Genomic DNA, 19,971 nt, shown 5'->3' on the forward strand with positions numbered 1-19,971 from the left:
GAGATCGCGAGGAGAGCGAGTGGGGGCTCAGGGCTCGCAGGCGTCGGCGTAGCCAGTCGCGCACGCGAGCTGGTAGAGAGCGCTCGCGCCCGTCGGGTCGCGCTCCTCGATCGCGGCGGCGAGCACGGCGCACGGGAAATGGCCGAGCTCGCGGCACGAACGATCGAGCACGGCGAGCCCGCGCGATGCGTCGGGCGACACGCCGCGACCGTAGACCAGCGCCATGCCCCACATCCCACAGCCCCACGGCTCGCGCCCCGCGCAGGTGCGCTCGAAGACGCGGGCTGCGCACGCCGCCTCGCTCGCAGTCGGCTCGGTCGTGCCGAAGCCCGCAGCCCAGTTGGTGCAGCCGTTCAGGCTGCCGAGGCGACACGCGCGGGTGTACCAGGGACGCGTGCGTTGCGCGTCCTGGCCCGCGGCCTCGATTCCATAGGCGTGCGCGAGGCAGGCGTCGGCATCTCCCGCTTCGCACGCGCGCACGCACGCCGGGCCGCCCAATCCGCACTCGTGATCGCGCCAAACGAAGCTGTGCGACGCTGGGGTCACGGGGATCACGTCGGCGAGGCACGGCCCTTCCGAGGTATTGCGGGGCACCGAGCTGCGCGGCGGAGGCGCGCTCCCGCACGCAGGCGACACGAGCGCGAGCACGAGGATCGAACCGAGACGGATGTTCATCGCGCGCGACCATAGCAGTCCGTACCCGTGATTCGTTGCGCAGAGCACACATCGCGGGCGAGCATGCCCGCGCACCGAGGCAGTCGACCGGGGCCCAGCAGGAGGGAGCTGATGGCGAAGAAGAGAGTCGCGATCGTCGGTGGGGGCGCGTCGGGATGCGCGCTGGTGTGGTCGCTCTTGCAGCCGCAGTGCGACGATCAGGTCGAGGTCACGCTCTTCCACGACGAAGACGAGGTCGGCGGGCACAGCAAGACGATCCCGGTGTGGTTCGACGACGCGGGGAAAGGACACGTCGCGACCGCCTCCAGCCCGGCGCCCGCGGGCAAGCAGACGTATCCGGTCGACATCGGCGTGCAGTTCGTCTGTCCGACGCTGTATCCGAATCTCTATCAGCAGCTCGAACGACCGGAGTTCGAGACCAGCGTCAAGCTGACCAACCATCCGGCGCTGAAGATCTCGGGCTCGTTCTCGCCGACGCTCAACTGGGGCAATTTCCCGGCGTACCAATCGGGCCCACGATTCGACCCCTGCTACGACGGAGCGACGCGCGAGCTCGCGGTCGAGTTCCAGAAGGACATCAAGTACGCGCCGTTCACGCCGCTCGACGGAATCACGTTCTCGACGACGATGGAGCGATATCTCCAGCTCGAGGGCGTGCCCTGGTCGTCCAATTTCTTCCGCTATCTGCTGATTCCCTATCTCTGCATCATCAACGGGTACGGGACCGGCGATCTGCTCGAGACGACGTTCGAGGATCTCTTCCCGATCTTCACGAAGATCCCGGGGCTGCAGAAGCTCGGCCCCTATGGCTCGTTCACCGAGCCGGGGAAGGGCTGGGATCGATTCACCGACGGATCGACCTCGTGGTGTCTCGCGATGGCGAATTACGGCACGACGAAGGGCGCGACGCTGAAGCTCGGCACGACGGTGCTCGCGGTGTGGCCGCGGACCGACGGCACGGTGCGCATCCGGTTCGCGCCGACCGAGGACGTCGAGCGCAATCGCACCGATCCCACGCACCCGGTGCCGGTGGAAGAGGCGGAGTTCGACGACATCGTCCTCACCACCGACATGACGACGAACCGCGCGCTGCTGAACAACGCCGACAACCATCTCTACGCGACCCAGCGCGACTACATCGCGGGTGATCGTTTCGCGCTGATCCCCGGCATTTGTTACATCCATCAGGACGACGAGTGCCTCTCTCCGCACCTGCGTGACAAGCTCGAGGACGGTCAGTTCGTCGGCGCGTACTCGTGGGGTGAGACGGCCCTGGGCGGCAACGCGTACAACCTGCCGTACAACCTCCAGACGTCGTTCCAGACCTATCTGATGAAGAACATCCTCGGCACGCCGGTGGACTGCCACGTGTCGATGTACGCCGAGCACTCGGGCGCACGGCTCCCCGATCCCGCGAAGACGATCCACGTGAAGACGTGGCGGCACGGGCGCTGGGTCGCGAGCTTCTTCGACAAGGCGAAGAAGGAGCTCCACCGCGTGCAGGGCCTCGGGAACATCTGGTTCGCGGGGAACAACACGACCGTCGACTCCGAAGAGGGCGCGCTGATCTCGGCGATGGTGATCGCGAACAAGCTCGTTCCGCAGTTCACGTATCCGTTCGACCTCGCGAGCGAGGCGTTCTTCTTCTACGAGTACTTCCAGAACACGATGTTCCCGAAGCGCTCGCTGCCCTGGGTGCTCGCCCAGGCCGCCGCGGACGCCGAGGAGCACATCCGCCACCTGCTCGACGGAACGGGTCCGTGAACGCTTGAATTCGCGGCGCGACGATGCGACGAACGGCGCATGTCGCGCAGCCCGTCTCGTTCGATTCGCGTCGCGATCGTCCTCGTCGCCCTCGGAGCCGTCATGGCGTGCGGGGGCGGCGAGACGATGTCCGTGACAAGCCCCGCGCCCGCGAGCAGCACAGGAGAAGAGAGCCGTCCTGCCATGAGCTGGCTCCAGGATCTGAATGCGCGCGCGCGCGCCGCGGGCGCGACCACCGACACGCTGCACGGCGTGGCCATCGAAGATCCCTATCGAGCGCTGGAGTCGGAGTCCGACATCACGCGCGAGTGGATCGATCGCCAGACTGCGCGCTCGCGCGAGGCCCTGGCGTCGTGGTCGCGCGCCGACATCGCGGATCGCATCCGCGAGGTGCTCGCGATCGGGACGATCTCGGGGGGCGCGATCGCGGGCGACGTCGTCCTCTACTCGCGTCGCGACGCCGATCGCGAGCAGCCCGCGCTCTTCGCGCAGTCGCTCTCGCGCACCGGCGCGCCGAGCGGCGAGCCGCGGATGCTGGTCGATCCGCAGACGTACGGAGAGCGCGCGGCGCTCGATTGGTACTACCTCTCTCCGAACGGCCGCTATCTCGCGTTCGGCATCTCGGACAACGGCGACGAGCGCAGCACGCTGCGCGTCGTCGAGGTCGCGACGGGCACGGTGCTCCCCGACGTGATCCCGCACACGAAGTGGTCGACCGTCGGATGGCTGCACGCCGAGGACGGCTTCTACTACCGTCGATATCCGCGCGAGGGTGAGCCCGACTACGACGCTTCGCAGCCGGACTCCTATCATCCGCGCGTCTTCTTCCATCGCCTCGGCGACGATCCCGCGAGCGACGTGCTCGTCTACTCGCCTCCGAACGGGACCGATTTTCCCGATGCGAACGTGAGCGAGGACGACCGCTGGGTCGTCATCGGCAACTTCCGCGGTTGGTCGCAGTCGGACGTGTACCTGCTCGATCGCGGTGCGCAGCGTGCCAATCGAGTCGTCGCGCCCGACGCGTCGCACCCGCTGGTCACGGTGGTCGCGGGCGAGGAGCACCTCACGTCGGGGCGCGTCCATCGCGGGCGCCTCTACATGACGACGAACATCGATGCACCGCGTTATCGCATCGTGGGCGTCGATCCCGCGCGCGCCGCGGATCGTGCCGCGTGGGCCGATGTCGTCCCGCAGGGCGACAGCGCGATCGAGGGCTGGACGATCGTCGGTGATCGCATCGCGATGCACGTGATCGACGACGTGCGCTCGCGGGTGCGCGTGTTCCGGCTCGACGGTCGCGCAGACGGCGAGATCGAATTGCCGGGGCGCGGAGAGGTCGGCAGCCTCGACGGCGATCCGCGCACCGGGCGGCTCGTGCTCGGGTTCTCGAGCCCCGTGCACGCGCCCGCGATGCACCTGTGGACCGCGCGTGGGCGCGACCTCGTGCAGCTCGCCGCGATCGACGTGCCGATCGATCTCTCGGAGCTCGAGCTGACGCAGGAGCGCGTGCCCTCGCGCGACGGCACCCCGATCAACGTGCACCTGCTCCATCGTCGCGGCCTCGAGCGCAACGGGCAGACGCCCGTGCTGCTCAACGGCTACGGCGGATTCAACGTGTCGTTGCTGCCCGGGTTCCAGCGCAGCGCGCTCTACTGGGCGTCGCGCGGCGGCGTGTTCGCGGTCGCGAACCTGCGCGGTGGGGGCGAGTTCGGCGAGGACTGGCACCGTGCCGGCAATCTCGCGAACAAAGAGCGGGTGTTCGAGGACATGGAGTCGGTGATCCGCTGGCTCTCGAGCTCGGGGATCTCGCGCCCCGATCGGATCGCGATCACCGGTGGATCGAACGGCGGTCTGCTGATGGGCGCGATGATCACGCGCGCCCCCGACGCGTTCGCCGCGGCCGCGTCGTACGTCGGTCTCTACGACATGGTCCGTTATCACCGCTTTCCGCCGGCCGAGCTGTGGATCAGCGAGTACGGCTCGAGCGACGACGCGACGCAGCTGCAGTGGCTGATGGGGTACTCCCCGTATCACCGCGTGCAGGAAGGCGCGCGACTGCCCGCGATCCTGATCGAGACCGCCGATCACGACACGCGCGTGCACTGGGGCCATTCGACGAAGTTCGCGGCGCGCCTGCAGGAGTCGACCGGCGAGGCCGATCCGCGGGTGTGGTTCTATCGTGAGCAGCTCGTCGGGCACGGCGCGGGCACGCGCCTCTCGGATCTGGTGAGCCGCTACACGCGCCTCTACGCGTTCGTCGAGCACGCGCTCGGGCTCGAGAGCGAGGCGAGCGAGTGAAGCTGGGGCGGCACTGCCGCATCCCGCACGACCTCGAGAGCGTCACCGACCGCGATCACGGCCGCGAGGTCTCGCCGGATCGCGTGGGGCTCTCGCGCCGCGACGTCGACGCGATCTGGGCCAAGACCGAGGCGCTCTATCGCACCGGCACCCAGCCCGCGATCGCGCTCTGCGTGCGCAAGCGCGGCGAGGTCGTGATCGAGCGCGCGATCGGGCACCTCGCGGGCAACGGTCCCGACGATCGCGAGGACACGCCGAAGGTGCCGATCCGCGCGAGCTCGCCGTTCTGCATCTTCTCGGTGAGCAAGGCGGTCACCGCGATGGTCGTGCACCTGCTCGACGATCGCGGCCTCTTGCACATCGACGATCCGGTCGCGGAGTACCTGCCGGAGTTCGGCACGCACGGGAAGGATCGCGTCACGATCCGTCACGTGCTCACGCATCGCGCGGGCATTCCTTCGGTCGCCGGGCAGCACAACGATCCCGAGCTGCTGCTCGACTGGGATCGCGTGGTCGCGCTCCTGTGCGACGCGCGTCCGACGTTCCCGCCCGGGCGTCGCCTCGCGTACCACGCGGTGACCGGCGGCTTCGTGCTCGGTGAGATCGTGCGGCGCGTGACCGGGCGCGATCTGCGCGACGTGCTGCGCGACGAGATCGCGAAGCCGCTGGGCTTCCGGCACTTCTCGTACGGCGTCGCGCCGGAGCGCGTGCGCGAGGTCGCGCGCAACGAGTTCACGGGCCCGCCGGTGCCGCCCGGGATCCACCTCCTCGTGCAGCGCGCGCTCGGCGTGCCCTTCGCCGAGGCGGTGCGGATCTCGAACGACGCGCGTTATCTCACGGGCGTCGTGCCGTCGGGCAACGTGGTCGCGACGGCGTACGAGGTCGCGACGTTCTTCGATCTGCTGCGCAACGGCGGCGAGCTCGGTGGCGCGCGCATCTTCGATCGCCGCACGGTGCGTCGGGCGCTGATCGAGACGAGCTACCTCGAGCTGGATCTCACGCTCGCGTTCCCGGTGCGATACGGGCTCGGGCTGATGCTCGGCGCGCCGCGGCTCAGCTTGTTCGGGCCGCGCACCGCGAGCGCGTTCGGCCACCTCGGCTTCATCAACGTGCTCGGGTGGGCCGATCCCGAGCGGGAGCTCTCGGTCGCGCTGCTGACGTCGGGCAAGCCCTTCGTCGGGCCGCACCTGGTGCGCTTGGTGGACCTGGTGCGCACCATCACGCTGCGGGGTGCCTGATCGAGCGTCTTCTCGACCTCCCGGCATCCGCTGTACGCTCGCCTGCGTCAGTGGCTCGAGAGGACGACGAGACCGGCGAGGTGACGATCATCGGGCAGCGCGCGCTCGTCAGCGAGGCGACGTTGCAGCGCGACCGCGCGTACCTCGTGGTCATCGCCGGCGCGAACGTCGGCGAGATGTACCCGGTGGGCGGCGGTCTGGTGATCGGTCGCGGGGCCGACGCGGACATCCGCGTGATGGACGACGAGATCTCGCGACGCCACGCGCGCATCGCGGTGCTCGGCAAGGACATCCTCGTCGAGGATCTCGGGTCGAAGAACGGCACGTTCCTCAACGGCACGGCGGTGCGCCGCAAGGCGCTGAGCGACGGCGACAAGATCCAGATCGGCGCGACGACCGTGCTGCGCTTCTCGGTGCACGATCGCCTCGAGGAGAGCTTCCAGCGGCACATGTACGAGTCCGCGCTGCGGGATCCGCTGACGCGCGCGTACAACCGCAAGTACCTGCTCGATCGGCTGCAGAGCGAGCTCGCCTACGCGCAGCGACACGCGGCGCCGCTCTCGCTGCTGCTCTTCGACGTCGATCACTTCAAGCGGGTCAACGACACCCACGGGCATCCCGCGGGCGACGCGGTGCTCGTGGGGCTCGCGCGGCACGTGCTCCGGATCATCCGCACCGAGGACGTGTTCTCGCGCTACGGCGGCGAGGAGTTCGGCATCCTCTCGCGCGGCATCCCACTCGATGGTGCGACGCGCTTCGCGGAGCGATTGCGCACGGCGATCGAGGGCTACCCGATCGTGCACGAGGGCGTGCGCATCAAGGTCACGGTCAGCGTCGGGGTGACCGCGGTGCCGGAGGCGAAGGTCGAGCAGCCGAACGAGCTCGTCGTGCTCGCCGATCGCGCGCTCTACGAGGCGAAGCACAAGGGCCGCAACCGGGTCTGCGTCGCGACCTGATCCGGAGCGCGGGCGCGCGCTCGCGCGCGGAGTCATGCTCGCGCCCGTTTTCTCCGGGGAGGTGTCTCGTGTCGATCCGTGGGTCGCGCCCAGGCGCGTCGTGGGCCGTGGTTTGGTGGCTGTCGTGCGTCGTGGTGCTCTCGGGGTGCGGCGCGGCGGCGACGTTCCGGCCGCCGCTCGATGCGCACGGGTGGTCGGCGGCGGATCGGCAGGCGCGCCTCGCGCTCGGTCACGTCGAGGGGGATCCCGCGGGCGATCCTGCGCGCGAGGTCGAGCGGCTGCGGGCGATCGCGGTGCTCGAGGAGCGCGCGGGGAACGCGACGTCGGCGATCGCGGCGACGACCCGCGCAGTCGCGGTGGCGCGTGCGCGCACGGTGCTCGCGCCCGAGGCGTCGCGCGACGAGGCGCGGCAGGTGTGGATCGTGGTGCGACGGGAAGCGCTCGCGCGCGCCGAGCGCCTCGGCGATCTCGCGCTCGCGCTCGCGGCTGTCGGTCGCGATGCGCCGGGGGATGCGCGCGAGATCGTCGCGCGTCTCTTGCGCCTGCGCGCCGATGCGGGCGGAGGCATCGCGCGTCCGATTCCGATCGCGCTGTGGAGCGCGCTCGACGACACGGCGCGCTTCGACGTCGAGCGCCTCGCTGGTGTGCCGCGCGGCGCGACGCGGGTGCCGGTGGACCGGGTCGCCGGGGAGGGCGCGCGCGCGCTCGGGGTGCTCGAGCACCGCTTGGTCGAGGCCGGCGAGCGCGAGGACGGCGACGCGGTGCTCGCCGCGGCGCGCGCGCTGGTGTCGATCGATCGCGCGCACCCGCTCGCGTCGGCGGTGCTGCTCGTCGCGCGCGAGGGCGATCGCGAGGCGGCGATCGACGTGGTCGGAAGCGCGTCGCCGTCGCGTCGTGGCGTCGCGATCGCGCGCTTGCTCCAGGCCGTGCAGGCGCGGCCGGGCTCGGCCGCGCACCGGCTCGCGCTCGCCGCGCGCTGCCTCGACGAAGACCTCGCGGGCGACGCCTACGATCTCGCGCTCGAGGCACGCGCCCTCGCGCACGACGACGACGCGCGCCGGCTCGCCGACGCGATCGCCGCGCTCGCGACGTTGGTCACCGCCGACGCGGAGCGCTTCGAGGCGTGGGAGCGCGCGTCGGGGGTGTCGCGCTCGCCGTCGACCGAGCGCCGGCTCGCGGAGTGGGCGGGCTCGGAGATGGCGTCGAAGCCGCTCCTCGCGCGGGCTGCGCGGGCGCAGCGCACGCTGGTCGAGCTCGGCGTCTCGCACTTCGGCGCGACGTCGGCGGTCGCGGCCGACGCCACGGCGGACGAGTCCCTGCGCGCGCTCGCGCTCGGGCGCATGTGGGCGCTCGATCGTCCCGCGGCGCGCGTCTTCGCGGAGTGCGCGCGCGAGGGGCTGCGCTGGGGCGAGTGCGGCGAGCGCCAGGCGTGGCTCGACGAGAGCTGGTGGGAGGACGACGAGGAGCTCGAGCGTCGCCCGCGCGATCTCGACGAGCTCGTGCTCCCCGCGCCCGAGCTCTTCGCGCGCGACGAGGCGGGCGAGCGCGCGCAGGCGTGGCTGACCGAGCTCGAGGCGTCGCGGCACGGGCTGCATCCGCTGGTCGTCGAGGCCCGGGTCCGCGTGCTCGCGCGCAGCGGGGACCACGCGGGCGCGCGCGGCGCGCTGGAGGATGCCGGGCGGGCGTTGCCGTGGTCGCGCCGCGCCGTGCTCGCGCTGTGGCTCGAGGATCTCGCGGCCGGTCGCGAGGTCGCGCTCGACGTGCTCGATCAGGCGCTGCTCCTGGGCTCGCCTGCGGAGCGGATCGAGCGCGGCGAGGCCCACGACGAGCACGAGGAGATCGCGCTCGATGCGTCGAACGTCGCGCGCCTCGCGACCGCCGAGGCGCACTTCGACGAGCCCGGGCACGAGGCCCAGGTGCTCGATGCGCTCGCGCCGCTGATCGAGCGTGGCGACGCGAGCGCGCTCTACGCCGCCGCGCTCTCGGCGATCGCGCTGCAGCGCGCGGGACGCGCCGAGGAGCTCGCGCGGCTCGTCGAGCGGGTGCGCACCGCCCTTCCGGGGAGCGCGCTCGATCGTCTGCTCGAGGCGGTGCAGGTGCAGCTCGCGGGCGAGGCGCGCGCCGCGCGCGACGCCTACGCGGGGGCGCTCGTGGCGTGGCCCGAGTCGCGCGATCTCGTGCGGCGGTGGTTCGCCGCATGGAGCGCGGGCGAGCCCTCGGTCGCCCTCGAGACCGCACGCGCCGCGCTCGCGAGCGTCGATCCGAGCGCGATGGACCTCGCGTTCGACGGGCCCGTCGCGAGCGTCGCCGAGCTGAGCGCGCTGCTCCAGCCGGCGCCGGGTGGCGACCTCGAGGTCGCGACGCTCCGCGCCGGCGGCCCCGCGATGTCGCGCACGCTCGGTGTCTCGTACCGGCTGCGGGCGCTGATCGAGCGTGCGATCACCCAGGCGCCCGACGCCGCGACGGCGATCGCGTCGGTGCGCGAGCTCGTGCCCTTCGCGACGAGCGCAGCCGAAGAGCAGCCCCGGTGGCGGCGGGCGCGGGTCCGCATGCACTTGCTGCTCGGAGAGACCGAGCGCGCGCTCGAGATCGCGGATCGCGCGTCGGATCGCGAGCGCGACCTCGAGAACGATGCGCCGCTGCTCGACGACGACGTGCTGCGCTCGATCGCCGCCGCGCGCAGCGCTCTCGACGACACGACGGTGTGGCGCCTGATCGCCGCCGACGCGCGCAACGAAGCGGCCACCACCGAGGCGCTCGACGGGCTCGCCGCGCGCGCGGGCACGAGCCCCGCGGTGCGGGCGCTGCTCTGTCAGGAGCTCACGACGTCGAGCGAGCACGCGCCGCGGGTGATCGACGAGTGCGGCCCCGCGTTCCGCGCCGATCCCTCGCAGCTCATGCTCGCGCAGTCGCTCTCGTGGGCGGTGCTGGAGGCGTCCGAGCACGCGCAGGCGCGAGGGCTCGCGCCGGCAGCGTTCTTCGAGATCACGTCGCGCGTGCTCGGTGATCGCACGCCGGGCGTGGTGCTCCACAACCACTCGATCTGGCTCTCTCGCAACGGTGATCACGAGCGAGCCGCCGCGCTCGAGCTCGCGGCCCAGGCGCGCGGGTGGGTCGTCGACGAGATCACGCGGGACGATCTCGCGCAGCTGCGCTGGCGCGGCCCGAGCGTGCGCGCGTCGTACGTCGCGGGAGGCCAGGCGAGCTGGAGCGAGCTCGCGTTCCAGTCGCTCGGCGACGCGCGCCTCGCGGCGGCGTCGATCTACGCCGATGCGGGGACCGCGTGGGCCCGGGCCCATCCGCAGGACGAGGGCTCGGTGCGCGCGTTCGCAGCGGCCGACGTGGTCGCGTGGGCCCAGGCCGATCTCGACGCGGGTCACCTCACGCCCGAGGGGCTCGTCGCGTTCGACGCGACGCGCATCGACGACTTCGACGATCGCACCGACGCGCTGGTCGGCGCGTACCCCGAGTCCATCGTCGTGGCGTACGCGGCGATGGTGCGCGCGCTGCGCCGCAATGATCACGAGGCGGCGCTGCGCTGGGGCTCGATCGTCGAGCGCGCCGGGGTGCGCGGCACCTACGTCGTGACGATCACGCCCGCGCTGATGGCCCTGCGCGGCCGCGCCGAGCTCGACGCGCTGCGGGCCCGCGGTCGCGAGGCGTTCCCCGACGACCCGCGCCTCTCGGGCGCCGCGGAGGCCGAGGCCGCGCTGCCCACGCCGCTGGGGAGCGCGGAGGCGTTCGAGGCGGCGCTCGCAGCGATCGACGTCGGCCGGATGCTCGCGCGCCCGCGCGGGCTCGAGCGGCGCGCGTCGGTGCAGCACGCGGTCGAGGTCACGCTGCCCTCGTGGCTCGCGCCGCTCGGAGGCGCAGGTGGCGAGGTCGACGGCGCGCGCATCGCCGTGGTGAGCGAGCCGCGCCAGTCCGACTGTACCCCCGAGACGTGCCTCGACGCGCTGGTCCCCGCGATGGAGCGCACGGGGTTCCGTCACGTGTGGTCCGCGCCCGTCACGCTGCCGATCGGGCTCGGCGCGCGCGCGCTGATGACGAACGGCACGCACGTGATGGTGCTCGGCGTGGTGCCGCGTGGTGCGCGGCTCGTCGTGTCGATCCTCGCCGGACCGACCACGACGGTGGTGCCGCTCCTGCCGACGTTCGCGCTCGCCGAGGCGACGATGCGGCCGCTCGACGGGCTCGTCGGCGCGGCGTGGGCCGAGGCCCTGCGCGGCGCGGCGAGCGCGGTGCCCTCCGGCCTGCGTGCCCGCGCGCTGCGTGCGGCGCTCGCGCCGGGCGAGGGCTGCCCGATCACGAGCGAGCTCGACGAGACGCGTCGCGCCGGCGCCGCGCTCGCTGCGGCGCTCGCGTCCGACGTGCTCCTCGCGACGCCCGACACGAGCGCGCGCCGTCGTCTCCTCGCGTGCGTGCCCGAGGGCGCGGGGGATCACGGCGCGCTCGGCGTCGCCGCGGTCCTCGATCCCGACCCTGCGATCCACGCGCGCGGGCGCGCCCTGATGAGCGCCGATCGCGCCGGTGCGCTCGCGGCCGCGCGCGCCGTCGTGCACGCGCCGGTGACGGTCGCCGCTTCGGGCCTCGCCTCGCGCGCCGACACCGCGCTCCCGCCGCTCGGCGCGGTCGAGGTGCTCGCGTCGCTGCCGATCGAGGAGCGACGCACCCTCACGACCGAGCTCCTCGACGGAGGCGATCGACGCCTCGCGCTGCTCGCGCTCGTCTCGGAGCAGGTGCTGCCCGGCGGCATCGCGCCCGAGGCGCTCGCGCGCATCGTCACGACCGGCGATGCCGCGCTCGCGATCGAGGCGGTGCACGCGCACTGGAACGCGCCGAGCACCGCCGAGCTCGATGCGATCCGGACTCGCGTCGATGCGATGCGCGCGCCCCTCGAAGACGAGCAGCGCGCGCTGCTGCGCACCGCCGCGTGGGTGCTCTCGCGGGGCCTCGATCCCCGCGATCGCGAGCGATTCACGCGCATGGCGGCGCTCGCGCGCGAGGGCCTCTCGCCGGAGGACGCGCCCTACGGCGAGTCCGCGGCGCGCAACGTCGAGTGGCACGCCGAGACGCACGCCGCCGCGCTCCAGCGCGCGCCGATCGAGCAGCTCGAGGAGCGCTTCGCGCCGCACGCCGAGTGGCTCCGTGCCCAGCGCGCCCGCTCCCGCGTCTCGCCCGAGGCGGCGCGCCTGCTCGCGACGGAGCCCCTCGCGCGCTTCCTCCCCGGGACGCACTGGCGCTACGTGCGCGTGCCGCAGCCCTCGCTGATGATCGCGACGCTGACCTCGGCCTACGAGCGCCTCGACAGCGCGGGCTCGACCGACGCCGCGGTCGCGCGCGCCGCGTTCGCCTGGATGGCCGAGCACGCAGGCGCGGAGCTGCTCGGTCCCGAGGGCGGTCTCGATCTCGATCGTCCGATCGAGTGCGCGATGGCCGATCGCTGGCCGCGCTCGTGGGTGTGCTCGGTGCACGTGCGCGACGCCGATCGGGCTCGCGCGATCCTCGCGCGCCGTCGCATCGGGACCAACAGCGCGCCCTGGCTCGCGGTCGACGCCGCGAACCTCGCGCGCACGCTGCCGATGGTCGCGGGCGCGACGCCCTTCGCGCTCGACCGCATGCTGCGCGTCGATCCCGACGCCGCGGACTCGAGCGAAGGTGGCGGTGGCCGCCGCGACGGCGGTGCGCTGCTCTTCGCCGAGCGCGCACGCGTCGAAGTCTCGCTCGACGGAGTGCGCTTCGATCGCTTCGCGACGTTCGTGCGCCGCGAGCACGAGGGCTCGGGCGTCGACACCGAGCACTACCTCTTCACCGGCGATCGCATGATCGTGTTCGGCCTCGAGGAGATGGCGCGCGCGGTCGTCACCGGGCCGCTGCCGATCGCGCGCACGCTCGCGGGCGATCCCACGTTCCGCCGTCTCACCGAGGACTGGGCGGACGGCGCCGCGCTGCAGATGGCGAGCGTCGGCTGGCGCAGCGAGTCGGGCAGCGAGATGCCGCTGGTCGAGCGCGAGGACGCGAGCTTCGAGATCGCGGTCGAGGGCACCGGGCTCGTGCTGCGCATGCGCGCCCCGTTCGCGGGCACGCCGGGCGACGTCGGGCCGCTGGTCGCGATGCTGCCCACCGACGCGACCGCGCGCTTCGCGATCGCGGGCGCGACCGAGGACGATGCGCCGCGCGCTCGTCGCCGCGAGCCCGAGGCGCCGATCGAGCCGCGCCCTCCGCTGCGCGATGCCGGCGAGGCCGCGCGCCTCGCGAGCGATGCCGCCGAGCGCCTCGCGTTCGCGTGGATGCCGCGCGCGGGCGGCGAGCTCTGGGATCGCTGGGTGATCGTCGCCGAGGGGACGGCGCTCGATCGCGCGCTCGCGGCGCGCGGGATCACGCCGCCGGCCGAGGGCACGCTCGTCGAGCAGGCGGGCGTGCGCTTCGCGCGTCGCGGCGCGCGGTGGGTCGTCGGTCCGATCGAGGCCGACGTCCGCGCCGCGCTCGCGCGACCGCTGCCGACGCAGGGCGGTGAGGTGCAGGTCGGCAGCGGCCGCCTCGACGGGCTCGGCGCGGCGCGTGCGCTGATCGGGCTCGTCGGTGCGCTGCCCGAGGGCGATCCGCGCCGCACCCAGCTCCAGATGTTCGCGGCGCTGCTCGGCGCGGGCCGCGAGCTCTCGTTCGACGGTCACGTCGACACGCGGCGCCGCCAGCTCGTGGTCGTCGCGCACGTGGAGCCGACGCTCCGCGCGGAGGGCAGCGAGCACATCATCGACGAGGTGCTGCGCAACCCGCGCAACGCCGTGCGCCTGCCGCGCCCGATCGAGCCGATCGAGCTGCGCGCACCGCTTCGCCTGGTGCTCGAGAGCGACGAGCCCGAGACCGTCGCCGCGCGTGTGTTCGTGCGAGGCGCGCGCTCGCGCACCCGGGTGATCGATCCGCGGCATCTCGAGGTCGTGATCACGCCGGCGCCCGGCGAGGGCACCGACGTCGCGATCGACGACGCCGCCCGCGCTCGCCTCACGCGAGGCCTCGGCAGCGACGCGCCGCGGGTGCGCGCGCTCGCCGCGCAGATCGTCCCCGCAGGCGCACGCCCCGAGGACGCGGCGCGCGCGGTCGTCGCGTGGGTGCACGAGAACATCCGCTACGAGCTCACCGCCGAGGAGCTCGACGCCGCGAGCGTGCTCGCGCGCGGTCGCGGCGACTGCAGCGAGCTGAGCCGCCTCTCGGTCGCGCTGCTCCGCGCCGCGGGCGTCCCCGCCGAGCTGCGCGAGGGCTTCGCGATCGACGGGCAGGAAGCGGTCGCGCACGCGTGGGTCGCGTTCCACGACGGACGCGGCTTCCGCGAGGTCGATCCCACCAACGGCAACGTGCAGGTCTCGAGCGGCTACGTGCCCGCGAGCGTGTGGAGCGCGGTCGGGCTGCTCTCGGTCGGCGGCCTCCGCGTCGTCGAGGTGGGCCCGGTGCCGTGAATCGGCGGGTTGCCGAGGGCGCCGGGCCGGGGTAATCCGTTCATCCGGATAGGCGGATGGACCTCGGCGCGGCGACGAACCTGCTCGGCCTCCTGGGCGACCCCACGCGGGTGCGCCTGGTGTCGATCCTCGCGCACCTCATCGAGGGCGATCGTGCCAGCTCCGGCGCCGCGCAGGAGCTCTCGGTCGCCGAGCTCGTCGAGATCACCGGCGTCACCCAGTCGCGCGTCTCCACGCACCTCGGTCGCCTGCGCGAGGCGGGTGTGGTGCGTGATCGCCGCGAGGGCAGCTCCGCGTTCTACTCGCTCAACGACGCCGGCATGAGCGAGCCCACGCGCAAGGTGCTCTCGCTCGTGCGCGGCGAGCTCAAGGACGCGACGCTCGAGGCCGATGCGCACCGCGCCGACTCGATCGTGAAGCGTCGCAAGACCGGCGTCGCGTGGCTGGAGTCGGTCGCGGGCCACATGGAGCGCCACTACTCGCCGGGCCGCACCTGGGAGTCGATGGCGCACGGCGTGCTCACGCTGCTGCAGGCCGGCGACGTGCTCGACGCGGGCTGCGGCGACGGCACCGTCGCGTCGCTGCTCGCACCGCGCGCGGCGAGCGTGACCTGCCTCGATCGATCCCCGCGTCTGATCGAGGCCGCGTCCTCACGCCTCGCGTCGCACGCGAACGTGCGCACCGTGCTCGGCGACGTCCACGCGATGCCGTTCGACGACGCGTCGTTCGACACCGTCCTCTTCTTCCACGTGCTCACCTGCGCCGACGATCCCAAGCGCGCGCTCGCCGAGGCCGCGCGTGTGCTGCGCCCCGGCGGCACCCTCTCGGTGCTCGTGCTCGACGCGCACGATCACGCCGAGCTCACCGCTTCGTACGGCCACGTCCACGCCGGGTTCCGCCCGCGCCGCCTCGAGTCGTTGATCGCCGCCGCCGGCCTCGAGGTGCAGGCGTGCGAGGTCACCTCGCGCGAGCGACGCGAGCCCTTCTTCCAAGTCGTCACGGCGTCCGCGCGCAAGCCCGCGCCGGTCACGTCGTCTCCCGTTTCCCGTCCTTCTCGAGCTGCACGGAGATCGTCCCGATGACCCAGCCCTTCATCACGCCTCGTCTCGAGTCGCTCCTCCGCGAGCGCATCGTCGTCCTCGACGGCGCGATGGGCACCATGATCCAGCGCCACAAGCCGACGGAGGCCGACTACCGCGGCAAGCGCTTCGTCGATCACAAGGTCGATCTGAAGGGCAACAACGACCTGCTCTGCCTCACGCGTCCCGACCTGATCCGCCAGCTCCACTCGGAGTACTTCGCGGCGGGCAGCGACATGGTCGAGACGAACACGTTCTCCTCCACGTCGATCGCGCAGGCCGACTACGACCTCTCGCACCTCGCGTACGAGCTCAACGTGCGCAGCGCCGAGCTCGCGCTCGAGGCGGCGCGCGAGTGGACGAAGAAGACGCCCGACCGCCCGCGCTTCGTCGCGGGCGCGATCGGCCCGCTCAACCGCACGCTCTCGATCTCGCCCGACGTGAACGACCCCGGCTTCCGCGCGGTCACGTTCGAGCAGGTGAAGGCTGCGTACACCGAGCAGATCAACGGTCTCATCGACGGCGGCGTCGACCTCCTCCTCGTCGAGACGATCTTCGACACGCTGAACGCGAAGGCCGCGCTCGTCGCGATCGAAGAGGTCTTCGCGAAGCGCAACACGCGCCTGCCCGTGATGATCTCGGTGACGATCACCGATCGCTCGGGCCGCACGCTCTCGGGTCAGACCGTCGACGCGTTCTGGGCCTCGGTCGAGCACGCGAATCCGATGAGCGTCGGGATCAACTGCGCGCTCGGCGCGACCGAGATGCGCCCCTTCCTCGCGGAGCTCGCGCGCGCCGCGACGACGCGAATCAGCTGCTATCCGAACGCCGGTCTGCCCAACGCGTTCGGCGGCTACGACGAGACGCCCGAGACCACCGGGCGCCTGCTCGCGGAGTTCGCCGAGGCCGGCTTCGTGAACATCGTCGGCGGCTGCTGCGGCACCACGCCCGATCACATCGCGTCGATCGCGAAGCAGACGGCGAAGCTGAAGCCGCGCCAGGTGCCGGCCGATCCGCACCTCTCGCACTACTCGGGCCTCGAGACGTACACGATCCGGCCCGAGTCGAACTTCACGATGATCGGTGAGCGCACGAACGTCACCGGCTCGCGCAAGTTCATGAACCTGATCAAGTCGGGCGACTACACCAAGGCGCTCGAGGTCGCGCTCGATCAGGTGCGCGGCGGCGCGAACATCCTCGACGTCAACATGGACGAGGGGATGCTCGACGCGGTCGCCGCGATGACGAAGTTCCTCAACCTCGTCGCCGCCGAGCCCGAGATCGCGAAGCTCCCGATCATGATCGACTCCTCGAAGTTCGAGGTGATCGAGGCCGGCCTGAAGTGCGTGCAGGGCAAGGCGGTCGTGAACTCGATCTCGCTCAAGGAGGGCGAGGACAAGTTCCGCGAGCAGGCGCGCACCTGCCGTCGCTACGGCGCGGCGGTCGTCGTCATGGGCTTCGACGAGAACGGCCAGGCGGAGACCGCGGATCACCGCGTCGCGATCGCGAAGCGCGCGTATCGCATCCTCGTCGAGGAGATCGGCTTCGCGCCCGAGGACATCATCTTCGACCCGAACGTGTTCGCGGTCGCGACCGGCATCGAGGCGCACAACCGCTACGCGATCGAGTTCATCGACGCGGTGAAGCGCATCAAGGAGGAGTGCCCCGGCGCGAAGACCTCGGGCGGCATCTCGAACCTGAGCTTCTCGTTCCGCGGCAACGACCACGTGCGCGAGGCCATGCACGCGGTCTTCCTCTATCACGCGACGAAGGCCGGCCTCGACATGGGCATCGTCAACGCGGGCCAGCTCGCGGTGTACTCGGACATCGACGCCGAGCTGCTCGAGCACGTCGAGGACGTGCTCTTCGATCGTCGCCCCGACTCGACCGAGCGCCTCGTCGCGCTCGCCGAGCGCGTGAAGGGCGGCGGCAAGAAGCGCGAGCAGGATCTCGCGTGGCGCGAGTGGCCCGTCGAGAAGCGCCTCGAGCACGCGCTCGTGCACGGCATCGACGACTACATCGACGCCGACACCGAAGAAGCGCGCGTGAAGTACGGCAAGCCGCTCTCGGTGATCGAGGGCCCGCTGATGGCCGGCATGAGCGTCGTCGGCGACCTCTTCGGCGCGGGCAAGATGTTCCTGCCGCAGGTCGTGAAGAGCGCGCGCGCGATGAAGAAGTCGGTCGCGTACCTCACGCCGTTCATGGAAGAGGAGAAGCGCCGCACCGGCGCGGTCGGACGTGGCAACGGCAAGGTGCTGCTCGCCACCGTGAAGGGCGACGTGCACGACATCGGCAAGAACATCGTCGGCGTCGTGCTCGGCTGCAACAACTACGAGGTCGTCGATCTCGGCGTGATGGTGCCCGCCGACAAGATCCTCGACACGGCGGTGAAGGAAGAGGTCGACGTCGTCGGTCTCTCGGGCCTGATCACTCCGTCGCTCGACGAGATGGTGCACGTCGCGAGCGAGATGAAGCGCCGCGGCATGTCGCTGCCGCTGCTGATCGGCGGCGCGACCACGAGCCGCCAGCACACCGCGGTGAAGATCGCGCCCGCGTACCACGAGCCCGTGGTGCACGTGCTCGACGCCTCGCGCGCCGTGAACGTGGTGAGCGCGCTGCTCTCGCCCGAGCAGAAGAAGGACCTCGCGAAGAAGAACGTCGACGAGCAGGAGCGCATCCGCTCGGCGTTTGCGAGCGGTCCGATCAAGCCGCTCGTGCCCTTCGCCGACGCGAACGCGCGCCGCACGCCGATCGAGTGGAAGGCCGAGGACGTCGCGACGCCGAGCTTCGTGGGCCGCCACGTGATCGACGATCAGCCGCTCGCGGATCTCGTCCCCTACATCGACTGGACGTTCTTCTTCACGGCGTGGGAGCTCTCGGGCCGATTCCCCGAGATCCTCGATCATCCGAAGTACGGGAGCGCGGCGCGCGATCTCTACGACGCTGCGCAGAAGCTGCTCGCGAAGCTGGTGGCGGATCGCCGGCTGCGCGCGCGCGCGACGTACGGCATCTGGGCGGCGAACAGCGACGGCAACGACATCGTGCTGTTCACCGACGAGTCGCGCACGAAGGAGCTCGTGCGCTTCCCGATGCTGCGGCAGCAGCGCGAGCAGGACGGCGAGCCCCAGCGCGCGCTCTCCGACTTCGTCGCGCCGATCGGCTCGGGCATCGCGGATCACGTCGGCGCGTTCGCGGTCACCGCGGGCATCGGCTGCGAAGAGATCGTCATGGGTTTCAAGAAGCAGCACGACGACTACCACGCGATCATGACGCAGGCGCTCGCCGACCGTCTCGCCGAGGCGTTCGCCGAGATGCTGCACGAGCGCGTGCGCCGCGAGTGGGGCCACGGCGAGGCGACGCCGCTCACCAACGAGCAGCGCATCCGCGAGGAGTACCGCGGCATCCGCCCGGCGTTCGGTTACCCCGCGTGCCCCGATCACACCGAGAAGCGGAAGCTCTTCGATCTGCTGCGCGCGAAGGACGTCGGCATCGATCTCACCGAGCACTTCGCGATGACGCCGCCCGCGAGCGTGAGCGGCATCTACCTCGCGCACCCCGAGGCCCGTTACTTCTCGGTCGGCAAGATCGATCGCGAGCAGGCCGAGGACTACGCGCGCCGCAAGCAGATGAGCGTGAGCGAGGTCGAGCGCTGGCTCGCGCCGCAGCTCGGGTACGATCCGAACAAGGCGTGATGGGCGCGTCGGATCGCACGTTCGTGCTCGGAGGCGTGATCGCGCTGCCCGTCGGGCGTCGCGTCGAGGTCACGATCTTCGCGCGCGAAGAGGGCGTGTTCAGCGTCGCGAAGGTGCCGCAGAGCGACGAGCCGCTCGTGCGCGACCTCGACACCGGGGTCGTGTACGGGCGCTCGTGGCACTTCCAGGACGAGCAGGCGACGCGCTGGAACGCGCTGATCTCGATGAGCGTGCGCGACGACCTCGAGGTCGCGGAGCGCGTCGTCGGGCGCGTGATCGCGTGCCGCGTGCTGAGCGAGGGGTACTCGGACCCCTGGCAGCAGACGACGATCGTCGTCGCGCCCGAGGCGAGCACCAGCGAGTACCGCTAGGCGCGCGTGCGGGTCGGTGCGCCCCAGTCCATCGGTCGCACGACCACGTCTTCTTCGATCGGCGGAAGGCCGCGCTCGGCGCGCCAGCGCGCGAGGATCTCGGGCAGCTCGGTGATCGCGCAATCGCGCGCGCCCATCGTCTCGACGATCAGCGTGTCGTTCTCGCGGAACGGGAACGCGCTCCATCCGCGACCCGCGCCTTCGTTCACGATCACCTGGTCGCGACCGTGGGTGACGCGCACCTCGAGCGTGCGCGGTGCCGGTTGGGCGGGGCGCGCTGCAGGCCGCAGCGGGATCGACTCGGTGCGCGTGGGATCGGACGTGTAGCGATCGGGCGACGCGACGAGCACGTTCGCGAGAGCATGCGCGAGCTCTTCGCGCACCGGCTCGCGATCGACCGCGTCGATCCACGCGTGCGCGGACTCGTCGCGTGCCTCCGCGAGC

Annotated in this window: 10 protein-coding genes; 8 read left to right on the plus strand and 2 right to left on the minus strand. The window is 71.9% G+C overall.

Going from position 1 to position 19,971, the window contains the following annotated elements:
* Positions 1–27: 27 nt before the first annotated feature.
* Positions 28–675: a tetratricopeptide repeat protein gene (locus I5071_RS07795; RefSeq protein ID WP_236604773.1), complete on the minus strand. Its 648-nt coding sequence runs from the start codon at positions 673–675 to the stop codon at positions 28–30.
* Positions 676–786: 111 nt separating this feature from the next.
* Between I5071_RS07795 and I5071_RS07800 the strand changes: the two genes are divergently transcribed.
* From I5071_RS07800 to I5071_RS07835, 8 genes are all read left to right on the plus strand, one after another.
* Positions 787–2,439, plus strand: coding sequence for an NAD(P)-binding protein (locus I5071_RS07800; protein WP_236604774.1), 1,653 nt, complete (start codon positions 787–789; stop codon positions 2,437–2,439).
* A gap of 183 nt (positions 2,440–2,622) precedes the next feature.
* Positions 2,623–4,737, plus strand: coding sequence for a prolyl oligopeptidase family serine peptidase (locus I5071_RS07805; RefSeq protein WP_236604775.1), 2,115 nt, complete (start codon positions 2,623–2,625; stop codon positions 4,735–4,737).
* On the plus strand, positions 4,734–5,975 hold the full coding sequence (locus tag I5071_RS07810; protein WP_236604776.1) for a serine hydrolase domain-containing protein: 1,242 nt from the start codon (positions 4,734–4,736) through the stop codon (positions 5,973–5,975). The genes I5071_RS07805 and I5071_RS07810 overlap by 4 nt, the downstream gene beginning before the upstream one ends.
* 50 nt (positions 5,976–6,025) lie before the next feature.
* Positions 6,026–6,931 (plus strand): GGDEF domain-containing protein, encoded by a 906-nt coding sequence (locus I5071_RS07815; protein ID WP_236604777.1) that lies wholly within the window; start codon positions 6,026–6,028, stop codon positions 6,929–6,931.
* 107 nt (positions 6,932–7,038) lie between these two features.
* Positions 7,039–14,385: a transglutaminase domain-containing protein gene (locus I5071_RS07820; RefSeq protein WP_236604778.1), complete on the plus strand. Its 7,347-nt coding sequence runs from the start codon at positions 7,039–7,041 to the stop codon at positions 14,383–14,385.
* 56 nt (positions 14,386–14,441) lie between these two features.
* Positions 14,442–15,467 (plus strand): ArsR/SmtB family transcription factor, encoded by a 1,026-nt coding sequence (locus tag I5071_RS07825; RefSeq protein ID WP_236604779.1) that lies wholly within the window; start codon positions 14,442–14,444, stop codon positions 15,465–15,467.
* A complete protein-coding gene (gene metH / locus I5071_RS07830) occupies positions 15,464–19,156 on the plus strand; it encodes a methionine synthase (RefSeq protein ID WP_236604780.1) in 3,693 nt (1,230 codons plus the stop codon). Before I5071_RS07825 ends, metH begins: the two co-directional genes overlap by 4 nt.
* Positions 19,156–19,527: a hypothetical protein gene (locus tag I5071_RS07835; protein ID WP_236604781.1), complete on the plus strand. Its 372-nt coding sequence runs from the start codon at positions 19,156–19,158 to the stop codon at positions 19,525–19,527. The genes metH and I5071_RS07835 overlap by 1 nt, the downstream gene beginning before the upstream one ends.
* On the opposite strand, the gene I5071_RS07840 is transcribed toward I5071_RS07835, so the two are convergent.
* A complete protein-coding gene (locus I5071_RS07840) occupies positions 19,524–19,910 on the minus strand; it encodes a hypothetical protein (protein WP_236604782.1) in 387 nt (128 codons plus the stop codon). The genes I5071_RS07835 and I5071_RS07840 overlap by 4 nt on opposite strands.
* Positions 19,911–19,971: the final 61 nt, after the last annotated feature.

Source organism: Sandaracinus amylolyticus (genome assembly GCF_021631985.1).
Classification (GTDB): domain Bacteria; phylum Myxococcota_A; class Polyangia; order Polyangiales; family Sandaracinaceae; genus Sandaracinus; species Sandaracinus amylolyticus_A.